Origin of the sequence: Sporosarcina sp. NPDC096371 (assembly GCF_044762865.1) — a bacterium.
GTDB lineage: Bacteria > Bacillota > Bacilli > Bacillales_A > Planococcaceae > Sporosarcina.
On sequence record NZ_JBIWFE010000002.1, the window covers coordinates 570,307 to 586,288 of the forward strand.

At 39.1% G+C, this 15,982-nt stretch carries 15 protein-coding genes and 1 riboswitch; of the genes, 11 read left to right on the plus strand and 4 right to left on the minus strand.

The genetic code is table 11. The annotated features are described in order from the left end of the window. Nucleotides 1-123: 123 nt before the first annotated feature. The 4 genes from ACIQ0H_RS08585 (at nt 124) to ACIQ0H_RS08600 (ending at nt 3,998) form a co-directional block, all read left to right on the plus strand. Entirely contained in the window at nt 124-720 is a 597-nt protein-coding gene (locus ACIQ0H_RS08585; protein ID WP_403413336.1) for a sugar transferase, read from the plus strand. Nucleotides 721-737: 17 nt separating this feature from the next. After that, nucleotides 738-1,376 (plus strand): acetyltransferase, encoded by a 639-nt coding sequence (locus ACIQ0H_RS08590; RefSeq protein ID WP_403413338.1) that lies wholly within the window; start codon nt 738-740, stop codon nt 1,374-1,376. Further along, complete coding sequence (locus ACIQ0H_RS08595) at nt 1,377-2,522, plus strand: DegT/DnrJ/EryC1/StrS family aminotransferase (RefSeq protein ID WP_403413340.1); 1,146 nt, start codon at nt 1,377-1,379, stop codon at nt 2,520-2,522. Between the two features lie 237 nt (nt 2,523-2,759). Then, nucleotides 2,760-3,998 carry a nucleotidyltransferase domain-containing protein gene (locus ACIQ0H_RS08600; RefSeq protein ID WP_403413342.1) on the plus strand — a complete coding sequence of 413 codons (1,239 nt, stop codon included), beginning with the start codon at nt 2,760-2,762 and terminating at the stop codon, nt 3,996-3,998. Nucleotides 3,999-4,092: 94 nt separating this feature from the next. Here ACIQ0H_RS08600 and ACIQ0H_RS08605 read toward each other — a convergent pair whose 3' ends face one another. Further along, a complete protein-coding gene (locus ACIQ0H_RS08605) occupies nt 4,093-4,224 on the minus strand; it encodes a hypothetical protein (protein ID WP_403413344.1) in 132 nt (43 codons plus the stop codon). An 854-nt stretch (nt 4,225-5,078) separates the two neighbouring features. Between ACIQ0H_RS08605 and ACIQ0H_RS08610 the strand changes: the two genes are divergently transcribed. From ACIQ0H_RS08610 to ACIQ0H_RS08635, 6 genes are all read left to right on the plus strand, one after another. Next, nucleotides 5,079-7,019 carry an asparagine synthase-related protein gene (locus ACIQ0H_RS08610; RefSeq protein ID WP_403413346.1) on the plus strand — a complete coding sequence of 647 codons (1,941 nt, stop codon included), beginning with the start codon at nt 5,079-5,081 and terminating at the stop codon, nt 7,017-7,019. A gap of 15 nt (nt 7,020-7,034) precedes the next feature. After that, the gene (locus tag ACIQ0H_RS08615) at nt 7,035-7,166 is read left to right on the plus strand and encodes a paeninodin family lasso peptide (RefSeq protein WP_403413348.1); all 132 of its coding nucleotides are present in this window, start codon (nt 7,035-7,037) and stop codon (nt 7,164-7,166) included. A 239-nt stretch (nt 7,167-7,405) separates the two neighbouring features. Next, complete coding sequence (locus ACIQ0H_RS08620) at nt 7,406-8,353, plus strand: aldolase (RefSeq protein ID WP_403413469.1); 948 nt, start codon at nt 7,406-7,408, stop codon at nt 8,351-8,353. Next, entirely contained in the window at nt 8,334-8,624 is a 291-nt protein-coding gene (locus ACIQ0H_RS08625; protein WP_403413350.1) for a lasso peptide biosynthesis PqqD family chaperone, read from the plus strand. Before ACIQ0H_RS08620 ends, ACIQ0H_RS08625 begins: the two co-directional genes overlap by 20 nt. 31 nt (nt 8,625-8,655) lie before the next feature. Then, nucleotides 8,656-9,138 carry a lasso peptide biosynthesis B2 protein gene (locus tag ACIQ0H_RS08630; protein ID WP_403413351.1) on the plus strand — a complete coding sequence of 161 codons (483 nt, stop codon included), beginning with the start codon at nt 8,656-8,658 and terminating at the stop codon, nt 9,136-9,138. Between the two features lie 201 nt (nt 9,139-9,339). After that, complete coding sequence (locus tag ACIQ0H_RS08635) at nt 9,340-11,139, plus strand: ABC transporter ATP-binding protein (protein ID WP_403413353.1); 1,800 nt, start codon at nt 9,340-9,342, stop codon at nt 11,137-11,139. Nucleotides 11,140-11,362: 223 nt separating this feature from the next. Further along, nucleotides 11,363-11,446, plus strand: a riboswitch (cyclic di-GMP riboswitch). Nucleotides 11,447-12,208: 762 nt separating this feature from the next. On the opposite strand, the gene ACIQ0H_RS08640 is transcribed toward ACIQ0H_RS08635, so the two are convergent. Beyond that, nucleotides 12,209-12,418: a hypothetical protein gene (locus tag ACIQ0H_RS08640; RefSeq protein WP_403413354.1), complete on the minus strand. Its 210-nt coding sequence runs from the start codon at nt 12,416-12,418 to the stop codon at nt 12,209-12,211. 243 nt (nt 12,419-12,661) lie between these two features. Between ACIQ0H_RS08640 and ACIQ0H_RS08645 the strand changes: the two genes are divergently transcribed. Next, a complete protein-coding gene (locus tag ACIQ0H_RS08645) occupies nt 12,662-14,908 on the plus strand; it encodes a right-handed parallel beta-helix repeat-containing protein (RefSeq protein WP_403413355.1) in 2,247 nt (748 codons plus the stop codon). A 535-nt stretch (nt 14,909-15,443) separates the two neighbouring features. Here the strand turns inward: ACIQ0H_RS08645 and ACIQ0H_RS08650 are convergent. Both ACIQ0H_RS08650 and ACIQ0H_RS08655 read right to left on the minus strand, forming a co-directional pair. Continuing rightward, nucleotides 15,444-15,662: a DUF2922 domain-containing protein gene (locus tag ACIQ0H_RS08650; protein ID WP_403413357.1), complete on the minus strand. Its 219-nt coding sequence runs from the start codon at nt 15,660-15,662 to the stop codon at nt 15,444-15,446. A 63-nt stretch (nt 15,663-15,725) separates the two neighbouring features. Further along, on the minus strand, nt 15,726-15,881 hold the full coding sequence (locus tag ACIQ0H_RS08655; protein ID WP_403413359.1) for a DUF1659 domain-containing protein: 156 nt from the start codon (nt 15,879-15,881) through the stop codon (nt 15,726-15,728). Between the last annotated feature and the right edge of the window lie 101 nt (nt 15,882-15,982).

Genomic DNA, 15,982 nt, shown 5'->3' on the forward strand with positions numbered 1-15,982 from the left:
TTATCATTTGGGTATTGAATGGTAATTAAAACTTGAAACTATTTTTATCCGAAGAATGTGGTTAAAAGGAAATAAACTTAAGCTCTAGTTACTAAAATATATTATGGAAAAGTGTGTAATGGAATGAAAAGAGTATTTGATTTTATAGTAAGTTTACTAGCGCTACTTATTTTATCTCCCATCATTGGTGTGACAGCACTACTCATTCGCACTAAAATTGGTTCGCCTGTTCTGTTTAAGCAGCAAAGACCTGGATTTAAGGGAGAATCATTTTATGTCTATAAATTCCGGTCTATGACGGATGAACGGGACAATGATGGGGAGTTGCTACCAGACGAGGTGAGGCTGACTTCGTTTGGTAAAGTGGTTCGTAAATTGAGTTTGGACGAGCTACCGCAGCTGTGGAATGTGTTAAAAGGTGATATGAGTTTTGTTGGGCCAAGGCCATTGTTAATGGAGTACTTACCGTTATATAACGAAAGGCAGAAAAGACGTCATAACGTGCGACCGGGTATTACGGGTTGGGCGCAAGTGAACGGACGAAATGCAATTTCGTGGGAAGAAAAGTTTGAGTTAGATGTATGGTATGTGGAAAATCGTTCGTTTTGGCTAGATATCAAGATTTTATTCATGACGGTGTTGAAGGTCTTTAAGTCGGAGGGAATTAGTCAGGATGGGCAGGCAACGATGACGAAGTTTCAAGGGAATAAAGCATCTTAAGATAAGGGTGATCTACAGTGAAGAAAATTGTAATCATCGGTGATAGCGGGCACGCCAAGGTCATTTCAGATATCGTGAATTCAAATGATGACTTGTCCGTATATGCGAAGTTAGATGATAAGTACCAAGAAGTCTTTGTGGAAGATGGTCTACTGAAAGGACCTGTTAGTCATCTACAAGAATTGATGAAAAGTGAACTCCAAATCCGTGTTGTCGTAGGGATTGGATCGAATGTAGTTAGGCAGAAGATTGTTTCGAATTTGGGCCTTTCTTCAGAAGCGTATATAAGTGTTATACATGCCTCCGCAATTGTTAGTCCAAGTGCGAAGATTGGTAACGGAACTGTGGTGATGCCAGGTGCTATTGTAAATGCTGATACGAATATTGGTGATCATGTCATCGTGAATAGTGGTTGTGTTGTGGAGCATGATTGCGCTATCGGTAATTATGCCCACATTTCACCGCGTGCTGCATTAACAGGAGGAACGACCATTGGCGAAGGTGCACATATCGGTGCAAGTGCATCCGTGATTCCTTTAAAGACGGTTGGTGCATGGTCGACAGTCGGCGCAGGTGCAGTTGTTATATCAGATATAGAAGATAAAGTGACTGTTGTCGGTACTCCGGCAAGAGTAGTGAAGAGAGAAGGTTTATAAATGAATGAACGGATCTTTTTATCTTCCCCTCACATGAGCGGGAACGAACAGAAGTATATAGATAATGCATTTGAAACAAACTGGATCGCTCCACTTGGGCCGAATGTGAATGCTTTTGAAAAAGAGATGGCAGCTTATGCTGGAACGGAAGATGCGGCGGTCTTGTCTTCGGGGACAGCTGCCATCCATTTGGCATTGGAGTTAGTGGGTGTTCAACAGGGAGATACAGTTTTCTGTTCTAGCCTTACATTTGTTGCGAGTGCAAATCCGATTCTCTATTTAGGTGCAGAACCTGTTTTCATTGATTCTGAAGAAGAGACATGGAATATGTCACCTGTTGCACTAGCACGCGCATTTGAAGATGCACAAGCAGTGAGAAAATTACCTAAAGCTGTGATTATTGTTAATCTGTACGGGCAAAGTGCGAAGATAGATGAACTCATTGCTATTTGTGATCGCTATGAAGTTCCGGTGATTGAAGATGCTGCCGAATCCCTTGGTTCTTCTTATAAAGGAAAGAAAAGCGGAACGTTTGGTAAGTTTGGCATCTATTCGTTTAACGGAAATAAAATCATTACGACTTCTGGTGGAGGTATGCTTGTTTCAGATGATGTTGATGCGTTGGACAAGGCTCGGTTTTTAGCCACACAAGCGCGGGACGAAGCCCCGCACTACCAACACAGCACAGTCGGCTATAACTACCGAATGAGTAACATTCTTGCAGGGGTTGGTCGTGCGCAACTTGAAGTGCTGGATAATCGAGTGGAGACTAGACGTAACGTATTTAATCGATATGTCAAGTCCTTAGGCGAAATCGATGGCGTTCATTTCATGCCGGAGTTGGATGGAACATTTTCGAATCGTTGGTTGACGACGTTGACGATGGATCCTGAACTGATTAAAATTACGCCTTATCAGATTATAGATCAATTAGCGCGGGAAAATATTGAAGCTCGTCCTGTATGGAAGCCGCTACACCTGCAACCTTTATTCGGAGGATGTAAGTTCTATCCACATGGTGAAGATGATGTAGTCTGTGAACGATTGTTTGCGGAAGGGCTCTGCCTACCTTCAGGTTCGAATATGACGGTAAAGCAGCAAGAGAAGGTGATTGAAGTTGTTAAGAAAATACTTATGGCAGTCTGAAGTGATAGATTGCATAAAAAATGTGAATAAGATTCGAAATCTTAAATATGACCGATTTTAGGGTCTTTCAAAAAGTGTTCGTTATTTTTAATTCTTTTGGCAGTCTTAATAGAGAAAGGTAACGTGTGAAGAAGTGAAAAGAAATAGAGCCTTTGAACATGATTTGGCAAACTACTAAGGGATGAGTAGTGTAATCAGTGGGCATTGTAAAAGTAAGGGGGAAGGAGGAGGTAGGAAATGGACAACAATTATAAACTTGATGTGTCACTTATGCCAAAAGAGTTAAAACTATTAATTCAAATTATGCAGATGAATGAACCAGGATATTTAGGGAGCCTCACCAAGGGACTTTTCACTGGGATCGATTGGGAGTTATTTCTACAATTGGCCAGGCATCATCGTATTTACCCCTTAATTTATCCTAAATTGAGTAAAATGGAGGTCGGGGAGATCCCTTCCCAAGTGCTTCATACTCTAGGGCGAGAATACAAGGAAAATACATTTCAAATGCTTAACCTAAGCGGAGAAATGGAACGGATAAGTAAATTATTTAACGAAAATGGTATTCGGTCAATATTCCTAAAAGGTCCGGTAATTGCAGACGCAATTTTCGGCGATATTTCCCTAAGAACCTCTAAAGATTTAGATGTTTTGATACCTAAATCGGATGTTGAAAAAACCGAAGAACTATTATTGAGTTGTGGATACGAAAAAGAGGGAGACCATGCTACATTTAAAATGGAGATGTGGAGAAGTCATCATGTAAGTTATTACCACACACAGAAGAGAATCCAAATTGAAATTCATTGGAGATTTTATACTCCTCCGGCGAAGGAACCTAGTTTTGATGAATTGTGGATTCGGAAAAGGCTCAGCACGCTTACAAGCTCCGCCGTCTATTTTCTTGGGGAAGAGGATTTGTTTTTATATCTTGTTGGTCATGGTGCCAAGCATGGTTGGTTTCGTCTTCGATGGTTAGCTGACATTGATCAAATTATAAGGAATGAAAGTTATCCAGTGCTAGTGAAAAATGAACGTCATTTAGTGGGACAGGCACTTATATTGGCATCCCAACTATTAAAAACCAAGATACCTGAAGAGTTAGTTCCATTAACAACTGAAAAACGTTCTAGAAAGCTGGCTAGATCGGCATTGCATTATCTTGTGAAAATGGGTCATATCGAGATTAAACAATTGTCCAAAGCTGTCTTAACTAATTATGAAAAGTTCTCTCTGATTTTATTAGTATCGTATCTTAAAATCTCCTTTTTATATTATCATTATTCAGTAAAGACTAATATCCAGAAGTTTATTTATGTCATACTGTTATTTTATCCGAGTTCTGTAGATATAAAGACTTTGAGTTTACCTAAATCTCTTTACTTCTTGTATTTCCCGTTACGTCCTTTTTTATGGGTCTGGAGAAAGTCCAGCAAGTTCACAAAAATATTTGGGGGAAAAATAAATAATATCTAAAATAGTGTCACAAATTATTGGGGGCGCTATTTTTAGTTTTACTGGGGGTCTGGCAAACTGTTGGAAGGTAAGCCTCCAATCAAACAACGCATATCTAAATGCAGCATCTCCTTGGTACGATTAGCGTATCAATCATAGGAGGTGCTGTTCTTATGTCTGATGAAAAATTAACGATTGTCCCCGTCACACTCCAACCTGTTTGCAAAGATGGATTCTCCCATGCCATTTCGAATACCTCCGCTATATGAATATAAGCTTTGATTTCTATCACCTACTCTTATCAAGTTAAAGTTAAAGTTGAATGTTTATGGAAATTTAATAATGTACGTTTCGGCAGTATATTATTTGTATACAATCGCTTTACATGGAGTGGCGAGCGTAGTAGGCTTTACGCCTGGCGAAAGAGAGGGTTGTTAATCTTTCGCCCTTCGTCAGACACTATGCTCGCAGAGGCTCCATGTCAAGCGCCAATGAGCGGTGCATATTTATTGTTAATGAGGAATAAACAAATAAACGTACTGCCATTATGTACATAGGTTAATTGCCATGAACACACACACTACAAATGGACTACGTGAAAGCAGTATGTCGTTTTATGGCGAAAAAAGTATATGAAAAAAGAACTAGATTTTGTTGACCTGAAAAGAAAAAAAAGATATGATAAGTAATAAGTAGGGTGCGAAAAGGGAGTTATATGGAGAGGTACTAAAATTGTTGGCTAACAAAATTAAAGAATATCGAAAAGTTGAAAATGTTAACCAAGAACAAATGGCAAAACAGTTTCATATAGGACGGACAGTCTATCATGAAATGAAAATAGGACATACTTCCCTAATGACAAAACGATGAAAAGGTATCCATTATTTTAATGTACTGATTGACGGTGTTTTTTTAATGCTGAAATTTCTGTGGATAACAAAAATCCCTTTTTGAGGGATGATCAATATGATGAATCATCAAGGTGAAATGGGGAATTTTTTCTGATCAGTACACTAATCTACATACTCGGGTTGCAGGAATAATAGCTGAAAAAAATACATACGAACACTTTTTATAATTTCTTGGATTAGGAGGAAGAATATGAGTGCGATAGCTGGCATTTTTTATCTGGATGGAGAACCAATAAATGTCCAGTATGGCCATGATGTGATGAAGGCTTTACAAAAGTATCCCACCGACGCGGTTCAAACATGGCACTTAGATTCTATTTTTCTCGGATGCCACGCAAAATGGATTACTCCTGAATCTATTGGAGAACAACTTCCGTTTTACGATTACGAAAGGCAATGTGCTATTACTTCAGATGCGATTATTGATAATCGAAAAGAATTATTTGAGAGGTTACAAATTGAACCAGAGCATCAAAAGTACATCACGGACAGTGAACTCATTTTACGTGCTTATTATAAATGGGCGGAAGATACTCCGAAGTTTTTAGTGGGCGATTTTGCCTTTATGATTTGGGATCAGAAACAACAAAGGCTTTTTGGGGCTAGAGATTTCTCGGGTAGTAGAACCCTGTATTATCATAAAAGCCATGCGAAGTTTGCATTTTGTACGATAATAGAACCACTATTATCACTGCCGTTTATAGAAAAAAAACTAAATGAACAGTGGCTGGCGGAATATCTAGCGGTAGCTGGAGCGGCTGATGGGGTCAATTCCTCTATAACGCCCTATAAACATATTGAACAAGTACCTCCGTCCCACAGTATTTTGATAGAGAAAAATAAAGTTTCACTTAATCGTTATGCGTATGTAACGAAGGGCGAGACACTTAAGTTGAAGTCAAACGAGGAATATGTCGAAGCTTTTCAACATGTCTTCCAAGAAGCTGTAAAATCTCGCTTAAGGACAGATCGAAACATTGGATCTCAGTTAAGTGGAGGCTTAGACTCAGGGGCAGTTGTTGGCTTTGCCGCAAAAGAACTTCAAAGGGTAAACAAACCATTGCATACCTTTAGCTATATACCTTCTGCTGATTTTGAAGACTTTACACCTAAATACCAAATGGCTAATGAAAGTCCTTACGTTAAATTGACAGTAGATTATGTTGGGGGGATTACTGATCATTACTGTGATTTTAAAGGGAAAGATCCCTATTCCGAAATCGATGACCTTCTTGACATTTTTGAACAGCCATATAAGTTTTTTCCGAACGCTTTCTGGATGAAAGGGATATTTGAAAAAGCACAGGAAGCAGATGTGGGGGTATTACTGAATGGCGATCGTGGGAATTTTACGGTTTCTTGGGGATCTGCTTTAGATTATTACTCCGTACTTTTAAAAAGGTTCAAATGGATTCAACTTCATCAGGAATTACTTGCCTTTCGTAATAATGTGGGCGGCTCTAGGTTACGCTACTTGAAGATGATTTCGAGAAAGGGATTCCCACTTATTGATCGACTATTTCCAGGGGATCCACCCTATAAAGCTCCAGATCTCATTAATCCTGGTTTTGCCGAAAAGATGGGTGTGTATCCGACATTTGAAAAGTATGGGATTGATCCCACAGGTTGGTATGCTAAAGCGGATATTTTTACAGAGAGAATAAAACACTTTGAAGATGTCTTTCAATTGAATACTAGTGGAACTCTTGCTTCAAAACTTTCTTTACGGTACGGCTTATGGAAACGAGATCCAACCAATGACCTACGTGTCGTACAATTCTGTTTATCGCTACCTGAAAGTCAATATGTACAAAATGGCGTAGATCGTGCCCTGATTCGGAGAGCGACCGAAAATTATTTACCGGATCAGGTTCGATTAAATCAGCGTATTCGAGGTGTCCAAGGGGCTGATTGGGTGCATCGAATGATTCCCAATTGGGGGGCATTTAGGGAGGAAGTCCAGCAGTTACGCACGGATTCAAGAATCCAAAAATATATAGATGCCCAAGCTCTACAAGCAGCCTTAGTCAAGCTTGAACAACAACCAGTGGTCGAAGATGACACCAATCCTGACTATAGATTTTTAATGCAGGCTTTAATTGTTTATCGGTTCTTAAAAAGGTTTGATTGAAGGGAGGTGATACGTATGAAGAAGGAATGGACAACACCTGAACTAGAAGTGCTTGATGTGCATGAAACAATGCTTGGACCAAAAGGCGGTCGCTTTGACAGTGCTCATAATGAAGGGGATCCTTTCGATCCAGGTCAAAAAAGTTAAGCGAAAAGGATTGTTTTTTCATTATCTCCATCAATCCAAATCTGTTTGGATTTCATACATATGGAATCCTGTAGGTGATTAAGGTCTAAGCCCCTATTTATCTTATAGATAATAGGGGGCTTTACCTAATTAGTAGACGACATTTTATGTATTACCTTCATTCGTAAAAAAAGACTTGCCTTTTTTGTTATACGAAGGTGTACTTTGTAGAAATAGCAGGGAACGGAAGGGATAGTTATATGCTTATAAAAAAAAACACTGTTTATAAAGCGTTTGGCTTAACGATTTCTAGTGAAATTTTTTTACCGGAATTATCCCAACTTAGTGGAGTGGGGAATGGAACTGATGTGGTGATTGAATATGCTGATCTCTCCCTAGTATGGGCCCAATATACGGGTTCCGCAAAACATTTTGTTATTAAAAAAGACTGGCTTTTGTTTCGTGTGCCTGAATCAGCGATTTTTTTGATTCAACACGGACGTAAAATCCTTGTCTCCCCAATGAACGGGGCCGATGAAGATGAAATTCGTCTTTATATGCTTGGGACCTGTATGGGCGCCATCTTACTACAAAGAAAAATCCTTCCTTTACATGGGAGTGCAATCGCTATAGATGGAAAGGCATACGCCTTTGTAGGTGATTCTGGTGCAGGGAAATCTACCCTTGCTACCGCTTTTTTAAAAAAGGGCTATCACCTGCTGAGTGATGACGTGATACCGGTAACCTTGAATCATGCGAACGTGCCAATTGTAACGCCAGCTTACCCACAACAGAAATTATGGTTGGAAAGCTTAGATCATTTCGGAATGGAATCGACTGATTATCAACCGCTCTTTGTAAGGGATACAAAATTCGCCATTCCTGTTGAATCACAATTTGCTACCGAACCACTACCGCTTGCCGGGATATTTGAGTTAGTCAAAGGGGATCATCTGGAAATTTGCATTCAACCTATTGAAAAGATGCAGCGGTTTAATACATTGTACACCCATACCTATCGCAACTTCATTTTACAAAGGTCTGATTTATTGGAGTGGCATTTTGAGTTGTCGTCTAAAATGATGAATAAAATACATATACATCAAATCAGTAGACCCGAAGCACGTTTCACGGCTAATGAGTTAGTAGATCTACTACTAACAACCATAGAGAAGGAGGAGAATAAATATGACTACTCATCAAATTGACGTAAAGAATGCTTTGTTTAGTCAGCAGTCAGGAAATATCGTAAGTGATATGGATGGCGAAAAAGTGATGTTAAGCATTCAAAGTGGAAAGTATTACAATCTTGGAGAAATAGGTGGAGAGATTTGGGAACTTCTAGAAGAGCCTACTTCCATTGAAAAGTTGGTTACCACATTACAATCGCGCTATGACGTTGAGCAAGCGGAGTGTGAAGAACACGTGATTGCCTTTTTGACGCAGTTACTCGATGAAGATTTGGTTAACAAAAACTAGACCATTCGTGACTTTCTCTAGGGAGGAAAAAATGAACCTATTAAAGAGCGTTCGTACGTTTGTAAGATTAGATATGAAAACCAAATTGCTACTTATGGAGGCCTACTTTCAATTAGCGAGAGGACGTTATTTGAAGAGCATTTCATTTTCGAAAGTAGCTCCTTCCCTCGGTGAACACATGAAAGAGACATCGAATTCTTCTATCCCATCGAACAAAGGGGAGCTAGCGCGTGTATCAAAAGCCATTCATTTGATGAGTCGCTATACTTTTTGGGAGAGCCAATGCCTTGTCAAGGCATTGGCTGGTATGAAAATGCTTGAAAAAAGAAATATTGACAGTACCCTTTATCTCGGAACCGCGAAAGATGAAAAGGGAGAAATGATTGCACACGCATGGTTACGTAGCGGCCCTTTTTATATATCAGGTGCCGAGGTAATGGACAGATTTACGGTTGTTGCTAAATTTGCCAAAGAAACGAACGGGGCTGATCCGGAAGGGGAAAAGGTTGGATAATATCTCGTGCGATATAACCATTCCTTTTCGCTCCCATGCCGAATTTTTTCGTGCAAATACTATTCCTGCCCCTATATCACTTACCTTCCATACCTTACCCCTGAGTAATAGGGTTCCACCTCATCAGGCATGTCAGATAGGCTTTGTTGCCTTACGATAAGAAATATATGAAATCAAGGCCTATGATTGGAGGATCTAATCTTGAAGCATCTTTTGCATTTTACAAAACAAATACATAACTATTCCGGGAAAATTCTTTATATTAATCTTATTTGTATGATGTTAATCGGCTTATTAGAAAGTGTGGGGGTTTTCTTAATACTCCCGCTGATTGGATTAACAGGTATTATGGATATCAGCACAGAAGAACTTTCTTTTTTAAGCTGGATGACTGACTTGTTTTTAGGAATTCCCGAAACGATTAGTCTTATTATCATTTTAGGCATTTACGTACTATTAATGGTAGGGCAAAGTTTTTTAAAGCGTAATCAAACCATCTTGGGGGCGAAAATCCAACAAGGTTTCATTCGAGAATTAAGAGAAGACACGTATCGGAGTTTGCTCCAAGCTAAATGGGGATTTTATCTTAAAAAAAGGAAATCCGATATTATTAATATCATGACAAATGAAATGTTTAATGTGAATGCTGGTATTTACTTATTTCTACAGTTTTTATCCTCGATTGTTTTTACGTTCATTCAAATCGCGATTGCATTTTATTTATCCGTTAAAATGACGAGTTTTATTTTGTTTTTTGGACTCATCCTTATCCTTTTTTCCAAAAAATTTATTAGAACGTCTCAATCGATAGGAAAAGAATCGTTAGAGTTAACTCAAACCTACCTGGCGGATATCACGGACCACTTTAATGGGATGAAGGACATCAAAAGTAATTCGTTAGAGGAATCTCATATAAGTAAGTTTTTCTCTTTAACTAAAAGGATAGAACAAAATAGGATAAAGTTAACGATTGTCAATACAACCTCACAAATGATCTTCAAAATGGTCTCTGCCTTACTCATTGCCACTTTTGTATTCTTTTCAATCAAGATGTTTGCGGCTCAGCCGGCGCAACTTATGTTGATTATGATTCTTTTTACTAGGTTATGGCCAAGGATTTCAGGTATTCAATCTAATTTGGAGCAACTAGGCGCCACGATTCCATCTCTGAAAGCATTATTAGATTTACAAAATGAATGTGTCGAAGCAAATGAGTTGCGAGAGAGAGATTTGAAAAATGTAAAACCGATGGCTATTCAACGCGGTTTGCATTGTCACGGTGTGTACTTTAAGTACGATCAAAATGTGGATACGTATGCCTTGAAAAATATTAATGTACATATTCCTGCTAACCGGATGACCGCTGTAGTAGGGGGATCTGGAGCTGGGAAAAGTACCTTAATCGATTTATTAATGGGCTTAAATCAAACGGATCAGGGAGTGGTCACTGTTGACCATGAACTACTTACTCAGGATAACTTGGTCGCATTGAGGAAATCGATTAGTTATATCCCGCAGGATCCATTTCTATTTAACGCAACGATTCGGGAAAATTTAATGATCATCGATCAGAATGCAAACGAGGAAACGATATGGGAAGCGTTGGAGTTTGCCGCGGCTGCTGACTTTGTTCGCAAGCTACCACAAGGTTTGGATACACGAATAGGCGACCGTGGAATTCGGCTATCGGGCGGAGAAAGGCAGCGTCTTGTATTGGCCAGAGCCATCTTACGAAAACCTGCTATTCTTGTTTTAGATGAAGCGACAAGTGCGTTGGACGTAGAGAACGAGGCGAAGATACAAGAAGCTATCGAACGCTTAAAAGGAACGATGACCATTATCGTAATAGCCCACCGCCTATCCACCATTCGAAATGCGGACCAAGTATTGGTTATGGACCAAGGAGAAATCATTCAAGCGGGTGACTATCATCAGCTGGCGCAAGAGAAGGATGGCGTATTTGGTAACCTGCTGGATATTCAATTGCAAGCGACGATGTAATTTGGTCGCCTACTCATAAAAGAATAAATGAATATTTTGGGTTTATCTTGTGTAAAGATCCCTGTACTTTATTGGTTGTCCTGTGACAGGTAATAAAGTACAGGGGTCTTTTTTGACTAGAAAAATTCTATTTGATGTAGAATCTGGGGCTTTTTACTTTGTTAAGTGTTACCAAGCTTCTGTGTAGAATGTAATTTGTATTTGCGTTATACTGATTAGACAACACGTATGAGGGCAAAACTATTGAAAAATAGTGACGCAAAGCTATAGGGGCTACTGTTATTGACAACGCCTGCCAGCTGCCGTAATGGACCTCTGTACGATAATCAACTAGAGGTGGTAATTTGAAAATGTCTAAAAAAGTGACCTTATTTTGGCATTCCTTAAGATATCGGTATAATCGCATTCTTATTAAAGATTGTTTATGTGACAAGACGAAAACGCAAATTAGGATGGAAATTGATTATCATGCAATGAAAATAAAAGAAATTAAAGCACTCGTATAGAGTGTTTTTTTTTTAAAACTCTAAAAGCCTTATGTACTTTGAATAAATTATGATAAAGGTATCTGGCATATAGGCTCAGGCTAGCACGTCTCGTATCTATAGCTACCTCTATAATATTTGCCCTGTGATTACAGTCACGAGAATGTACCACTTGCGACATCTTTATTACCACTGCATGCCAAGAGATTTACCACGCAATGTCACTTCGTGTACCATAACGCTGAACTGCATACTAACTGGGGAGTGGACGTTTATTAATAAGCATGATTACAAAGCGATATGCGCTGGTTAACAACTTGACACCGAGCCACCACGGGCATGAGTCCCAAGCCATGAAACCAGCAACACATGCTGGTTTGTCCCGCCAAGGCTATCATGCCCGAAACTCGGTGTAAAGTTGTGAGCCTAAGAATCGGTTGCCTCCCTCAACCCTTATGTAGCCTGTATTCACGTCTACTACACAAGGAGAAAATCGTTGAAATGTCGCAATGGTAAACTACTTGTCATTCACTGGTACAATCTATGTCATTCGGTGGTACAAAACATGGCAGGGGTGGTACATTTCATTGGCTGTAATCACCCTGATATGGAGGGGAGAAACTTTCGATAACTGCGCTAATTACCTCCAGCATTGCGTAAAGCTGTCTGTCCTCACGTTTTTCACAATGTCGTGGTTTTATTTGATTTGGTTTGGGAATGAGTTTGCAGTCCATGGACTGACCACCATTATAATAAACTACTTCGACCGCATTTTTATATTCTATTGCTGCCATGTGATGAATCGCCTACTATCCTGCCTATATAGTTTAATAATCGTTATTTTTCAAATACCTGTAAAGGTATCACTCAAATGGTGGGGGTTTATGTTTTTAATGGTAATACCGGGAACGAGGGTTTGTTAATGTATCAATTAAAGAGGCATCGAAGAATATAGTAAGAATATGAGGGGGTGTGGAGAAATTAGATTCTTGCGCAAAAGGACCGTTATTCGCGACATGAAAGAAAGGAGTTCAAATATGGAACCAATCCGCATTGTAGCCGATACGCGACGGATGAATCCAGGAGACGCAATTAATGTCACACAAAATGACAGTGGTATTTCGTTTATCGTTAAAATACAAAGGAACGGGAAAAATGAACAGTTATCATCCGATGGCACGTATACGCTTACAAATCTTCGTCCCGACGGTACTTCTGTGTTATCGGAAGAAGGCGTACTGAGCGGCTACAATGAAATCTGCTTTAAACTTGGTACATCAGAGTTGGCAGTCATCGGGACTGTCCTTGCATCTGTGCAAATGTATCATGAGAATGGGCGTATATCGTCTTTGCCTTTTAGTTATAACGTTGTTAGAGATTTAGCGGCGGATTACGTCCTGTTAAAGGCTGAACGGAGTCTAATTGAAATTACACTTGGGGAAGAGATACTGGATATTGAAGCTGCAAAAGATACAGCAAAGGAAGAAAAAAGCAGAGTTGGTCTACAAGGTGAGCGGGGTCCAATAGGGGCAACTGGGCCGCAAGGTCCACAAGGTGAACAAGGTCTACAAGGTGAACAAGGTCCACAAGGGCTAAAAGGTGATAAAGGGGAACTGGGTTCGGGAGTTGTATTGTCTGTTAATGGGATTGCGGAACAGGTATCTGTGGATATTCTGAATACCCAAGTAGAGGAATATGCGTATCTGATCCCTAAACCAGACGGGGTTAATGATAAACAGATTATTAATGATGCTTTGATGTATGCAGGTCTGCGAGGATTGAACGTTAAATTCCCCCCTAAATATATTTATAAAGTTTCCGCAAAGGTAACTGGGGAAACCATCATAAACATACCATATAGTAATATGATAATTGATTTAAACGGTTCAAAGATTCAATTACAACCCAACGGCTTCACACACTATCGTGTAATTGATATTCTTAAAAAGGACAATATCGTTATTAAAAACGGGAAGGTACAAGGCGATAGAATGCTTCATGATTATTCAAATCAAACATATCCTACGCATGAATTTGGCTATGGAATAAGTACTGATCGGTCCACGGTCACATTAGAAAATCTAGAAATTTACGATATGTCAGGTGATAGTATATTCATTATTGATTATATTGACAATGGGGATGGGATATGGTCGGATGGCATTGGGGTAGTAAAATTAATCAACTGTGAATTACACAGAAGTAGAAGGCAGGGTTTATCTATTCTATGTGCGAATGAGGTTTATCTTGATAATTGTTACATTCATACAATTGGTGATGCTGATGGAGTGATGGGAGTTGCACCGAGTAGTGGCATAGATTTAGAGCCCAATTCTAGAACGAAAAAAATCAATAAGTTTGAAATAAGAAATTCCGTTATTAATTGTGATAAGTCTTCAATCGTAGCTAGTGGGCTTTGCCCAAACTTCAAAGTTGAAAACTGCGAATTAAAAGGAAGAATTATGGTTGATAGCACCTTAGATAACCCTATGTTCATTAACACTAAGTTGGAAATTGAATACACAAACCCCAATATGAATGTTGGCTATGCTAGTAAATTTACTGAATTTGATAATTGCAGATTTATCATTAACCGCTTTAATTTTAAAGGTAAATATAATAATTGTGAAATCAGCGGTATGGAAAGTCCTGCATTGTCAAACTTGGCAAGAATTTACAAAGATGATACGAAGCTAGCGTCAACTTCATTTAAAAAGTTGAGAGCGCCGGATTTTAAGGGGGTATTATTTGATAGCATGGCTGGGGAAGAAAACAAATTTATGGTTAATAACCTTACAATAGACGATTGTGACATTAGCCTTTCGAGTGGTGATTATGGTGCGAATAATAACTACAAACCTGTTGTAGAAGGAGTCAAATTCAAAAATTCATACTTACATTTATTGAGAGATGTTCAAGAATTTAAAGAGTGCCATTTTGAAAATATGACTTGGAGAGAAATACCAGATTATTTTACACAAGGTCTTTTTAGGATGATTAATTGTACATACATCCATAGAACTTCTGCCGACATTGTTAATTTAATAAGGAAAGATATTTTCGGATCGAAAATAGAGATAAATAACATAGGCGCTAATGTTTTTGGTATGAGGGGACAGCCTTCTTACATTTCTAATAGCTATATTGTTTTAGACCAGACGCCGAGAAATGAAAATATTGTTAATGGGAAAATTGCACTTAGTTTTATACGAATAAACCAACCTCCGACAGCAATTGATTTTGACTCTAAATTATTTAATACACTTGTAGAATTTAACTTTTAGTAAATTCGCCTTTGGGATAAAAGAAATAGAAACGGAAATACAGAAAAAGTATAAAGCTGGTTGTTTAGAATTCTATTTTCAAAATTTGAAAATGTCTATAAGGTGAGTTTGGAGGATGTATTCTAGAAGGAGTAGTTAGTTTAACATGAAGCTGTCTTGTCTGTACAGAAACTATAGGGAGCGGGCGTCAAACCTTTTTTATGTAGAACACGAACTTCATATCACGTAGGGTAACTGATTCTAAAAACAAATCGGAACTGTTTAGAACCAGGTATTTTTTTGATTTCCCCTCCATTTTCAACGATAAAAAGCACACCCTATATCCCCCACAAGTCTTGTTTAAAGCCGCTGTAAACTACATAGTAAAGGGTTCTATTTCCACATGACTTTCATGGTCTTTGGGTATTCACACCAAAGATACACACATGAAAACCGGTAATTGCACTTTATATTTTCATGTATACAATCAGTCCCCTTAACAACCAAAAACCGATCGTTCCAGTCCTAAAACTGGTGAACCGGCCATTCCACCATATTATCGGTTTACAAGTTCAGTCACATTACGTTTCACGACTCGAGCCCCAATCGCCATTTCCAGCGGAGCACCATCCATTTCAAACACCCCTGAAGTGACGGTTTCCTGCATTGCCGCCTCGACACTTTGCGCCGTCAATTCTGACCGGGGTTCATCTACCGTGAGTGTCACTTTTTTGCCTGCTGCCTTACTAAAACTCATTTGCAATGTCTTCGCCATTTCGTATTCCTCCTTTTTGATTAAGCGCTTGGCACCTGTATCAGGAGCCAAGCGTTTTTCTGATTAGTTGCTAGCGTTTGATGTTTCCGTAATCTCCACCTCTGCATTTTTCATGATATTGCGGTATGTCTTCGATTTGCGGATGAGTTTGCCTTCCTCCGTTTGCCCAACGGCAAAGTACACTTTTCCGACTGCGTTTTTGAATTCGATTGCTGCCATGTCAATCACCGCCCTTCATCCTTTAGATAGAGTAGAGGAGTGGGAGAGGATGCATAATCCTTAAAAAAGCTGAAAGTTATTTAATGAGAATGATAAAAACG

What these genes read in the sequence shown, in the direction of transcription:
- ACIQ0H_RS08650 (WP_403413357.1), bottom strand. Translation starts at nt 15,662, where the DNA reads ATGGCGAAGACATTGCAAATGAGTTTTAGTAAGGCAGCAGGCAAAAAA.
- ACIQ0H_RS08625 (WP_403413350.1), top strand. Translation starts at nt 8,334, where the DNA reads ATGACTACTCATCAAATTGACGTAAAGAATGCTTTGTTTAGTCAGCAG.
- ACIQ0H_RS08640 (WP_403413354.1), bottom strand. Translation starts at nt 12,418, where the DNA reads ATGGCAGCAATAGAATATAAAAATGCGGTCGAAGTAGTTTATTATAAT.
- ACIQ0H_RS08605 (WP_403413344.1), bottom strand. Translation starts at nt 4,224, where the DNA reads ATGGCATGGGAGAATCCATCTTTGCAAACAGGTTGGAGTGTGACGGGG.
- ACIQ0H_RS08595 (WP_403413340.1), top strand. Translation starts at nt 1,377, where the DNA reads ATGAATGAACGGATCTTTTTATCTTCCCCTCACATGAGCGGGAACGAA.
- ACIQ0H_RS08585 (WP_403413336.1), top strand. Translation starts at nt 124, where the DNA reads ATGAAAAGAGTATTTGATTTTATAGTAAGTTTACTAGCGCTACTTATT.
- ACIQ0H_RS08630 (WP_403413351.1), top strand. Translation starts at nt 8,656, where the DNA reads ATGAACCTATTAAAGAGCGTTCGTACGTTTGTAAGATTAGATATGAAA.
- ACIQ0H_RS08615 (WP_403413348.1), top strand. Translation starts at nt 7,035, where the DNA reads ATGAAGAAGGAATGGACAACACCTGAACTAGAAGTGCTTGATGTGCAT.
- ACIQ0H_RS08645 (WP_403413355.1), top strand. Translation starts at nt 12,662, where the DNA reads ATGGAACCAATCCGCATTGTAGCCGATACGCGACGGATGAATCCAGGA.
- ACIQ0H_RS08600 (WP_403413342.1), top strand. Translation starts at nt 2,760, where the DNA reads ATGGACAACAATTATAAACTTGATGTGTCACTTATGCCAAAAGAGTTA.
- ACIQ0H_RS08655 (WP_403413359.1), bottom strand. Translation starts at nt 15,881, where the DNA reads ATGGCAGCAATCGAATTCAAAAACGCAGTCGGAAAAGTGTACTTTGCC.
- ACIQ0H_RS08610 (WP_403413346.1), top strand. Translation starts at nt 5,079, where the DNA reads ATGAGTGCGATAGCTGGCATTTTTTATCTGGATGGAGAACCAATAAAT.
- ACIQ0H_RS08620 (WP_403413469.1), top strand. Translation starts at nt 7,406, where the DNA reads ATGCTTATAAAAAAAAACACTGTTTATAAAGCGTTTGGCTTAACGATT.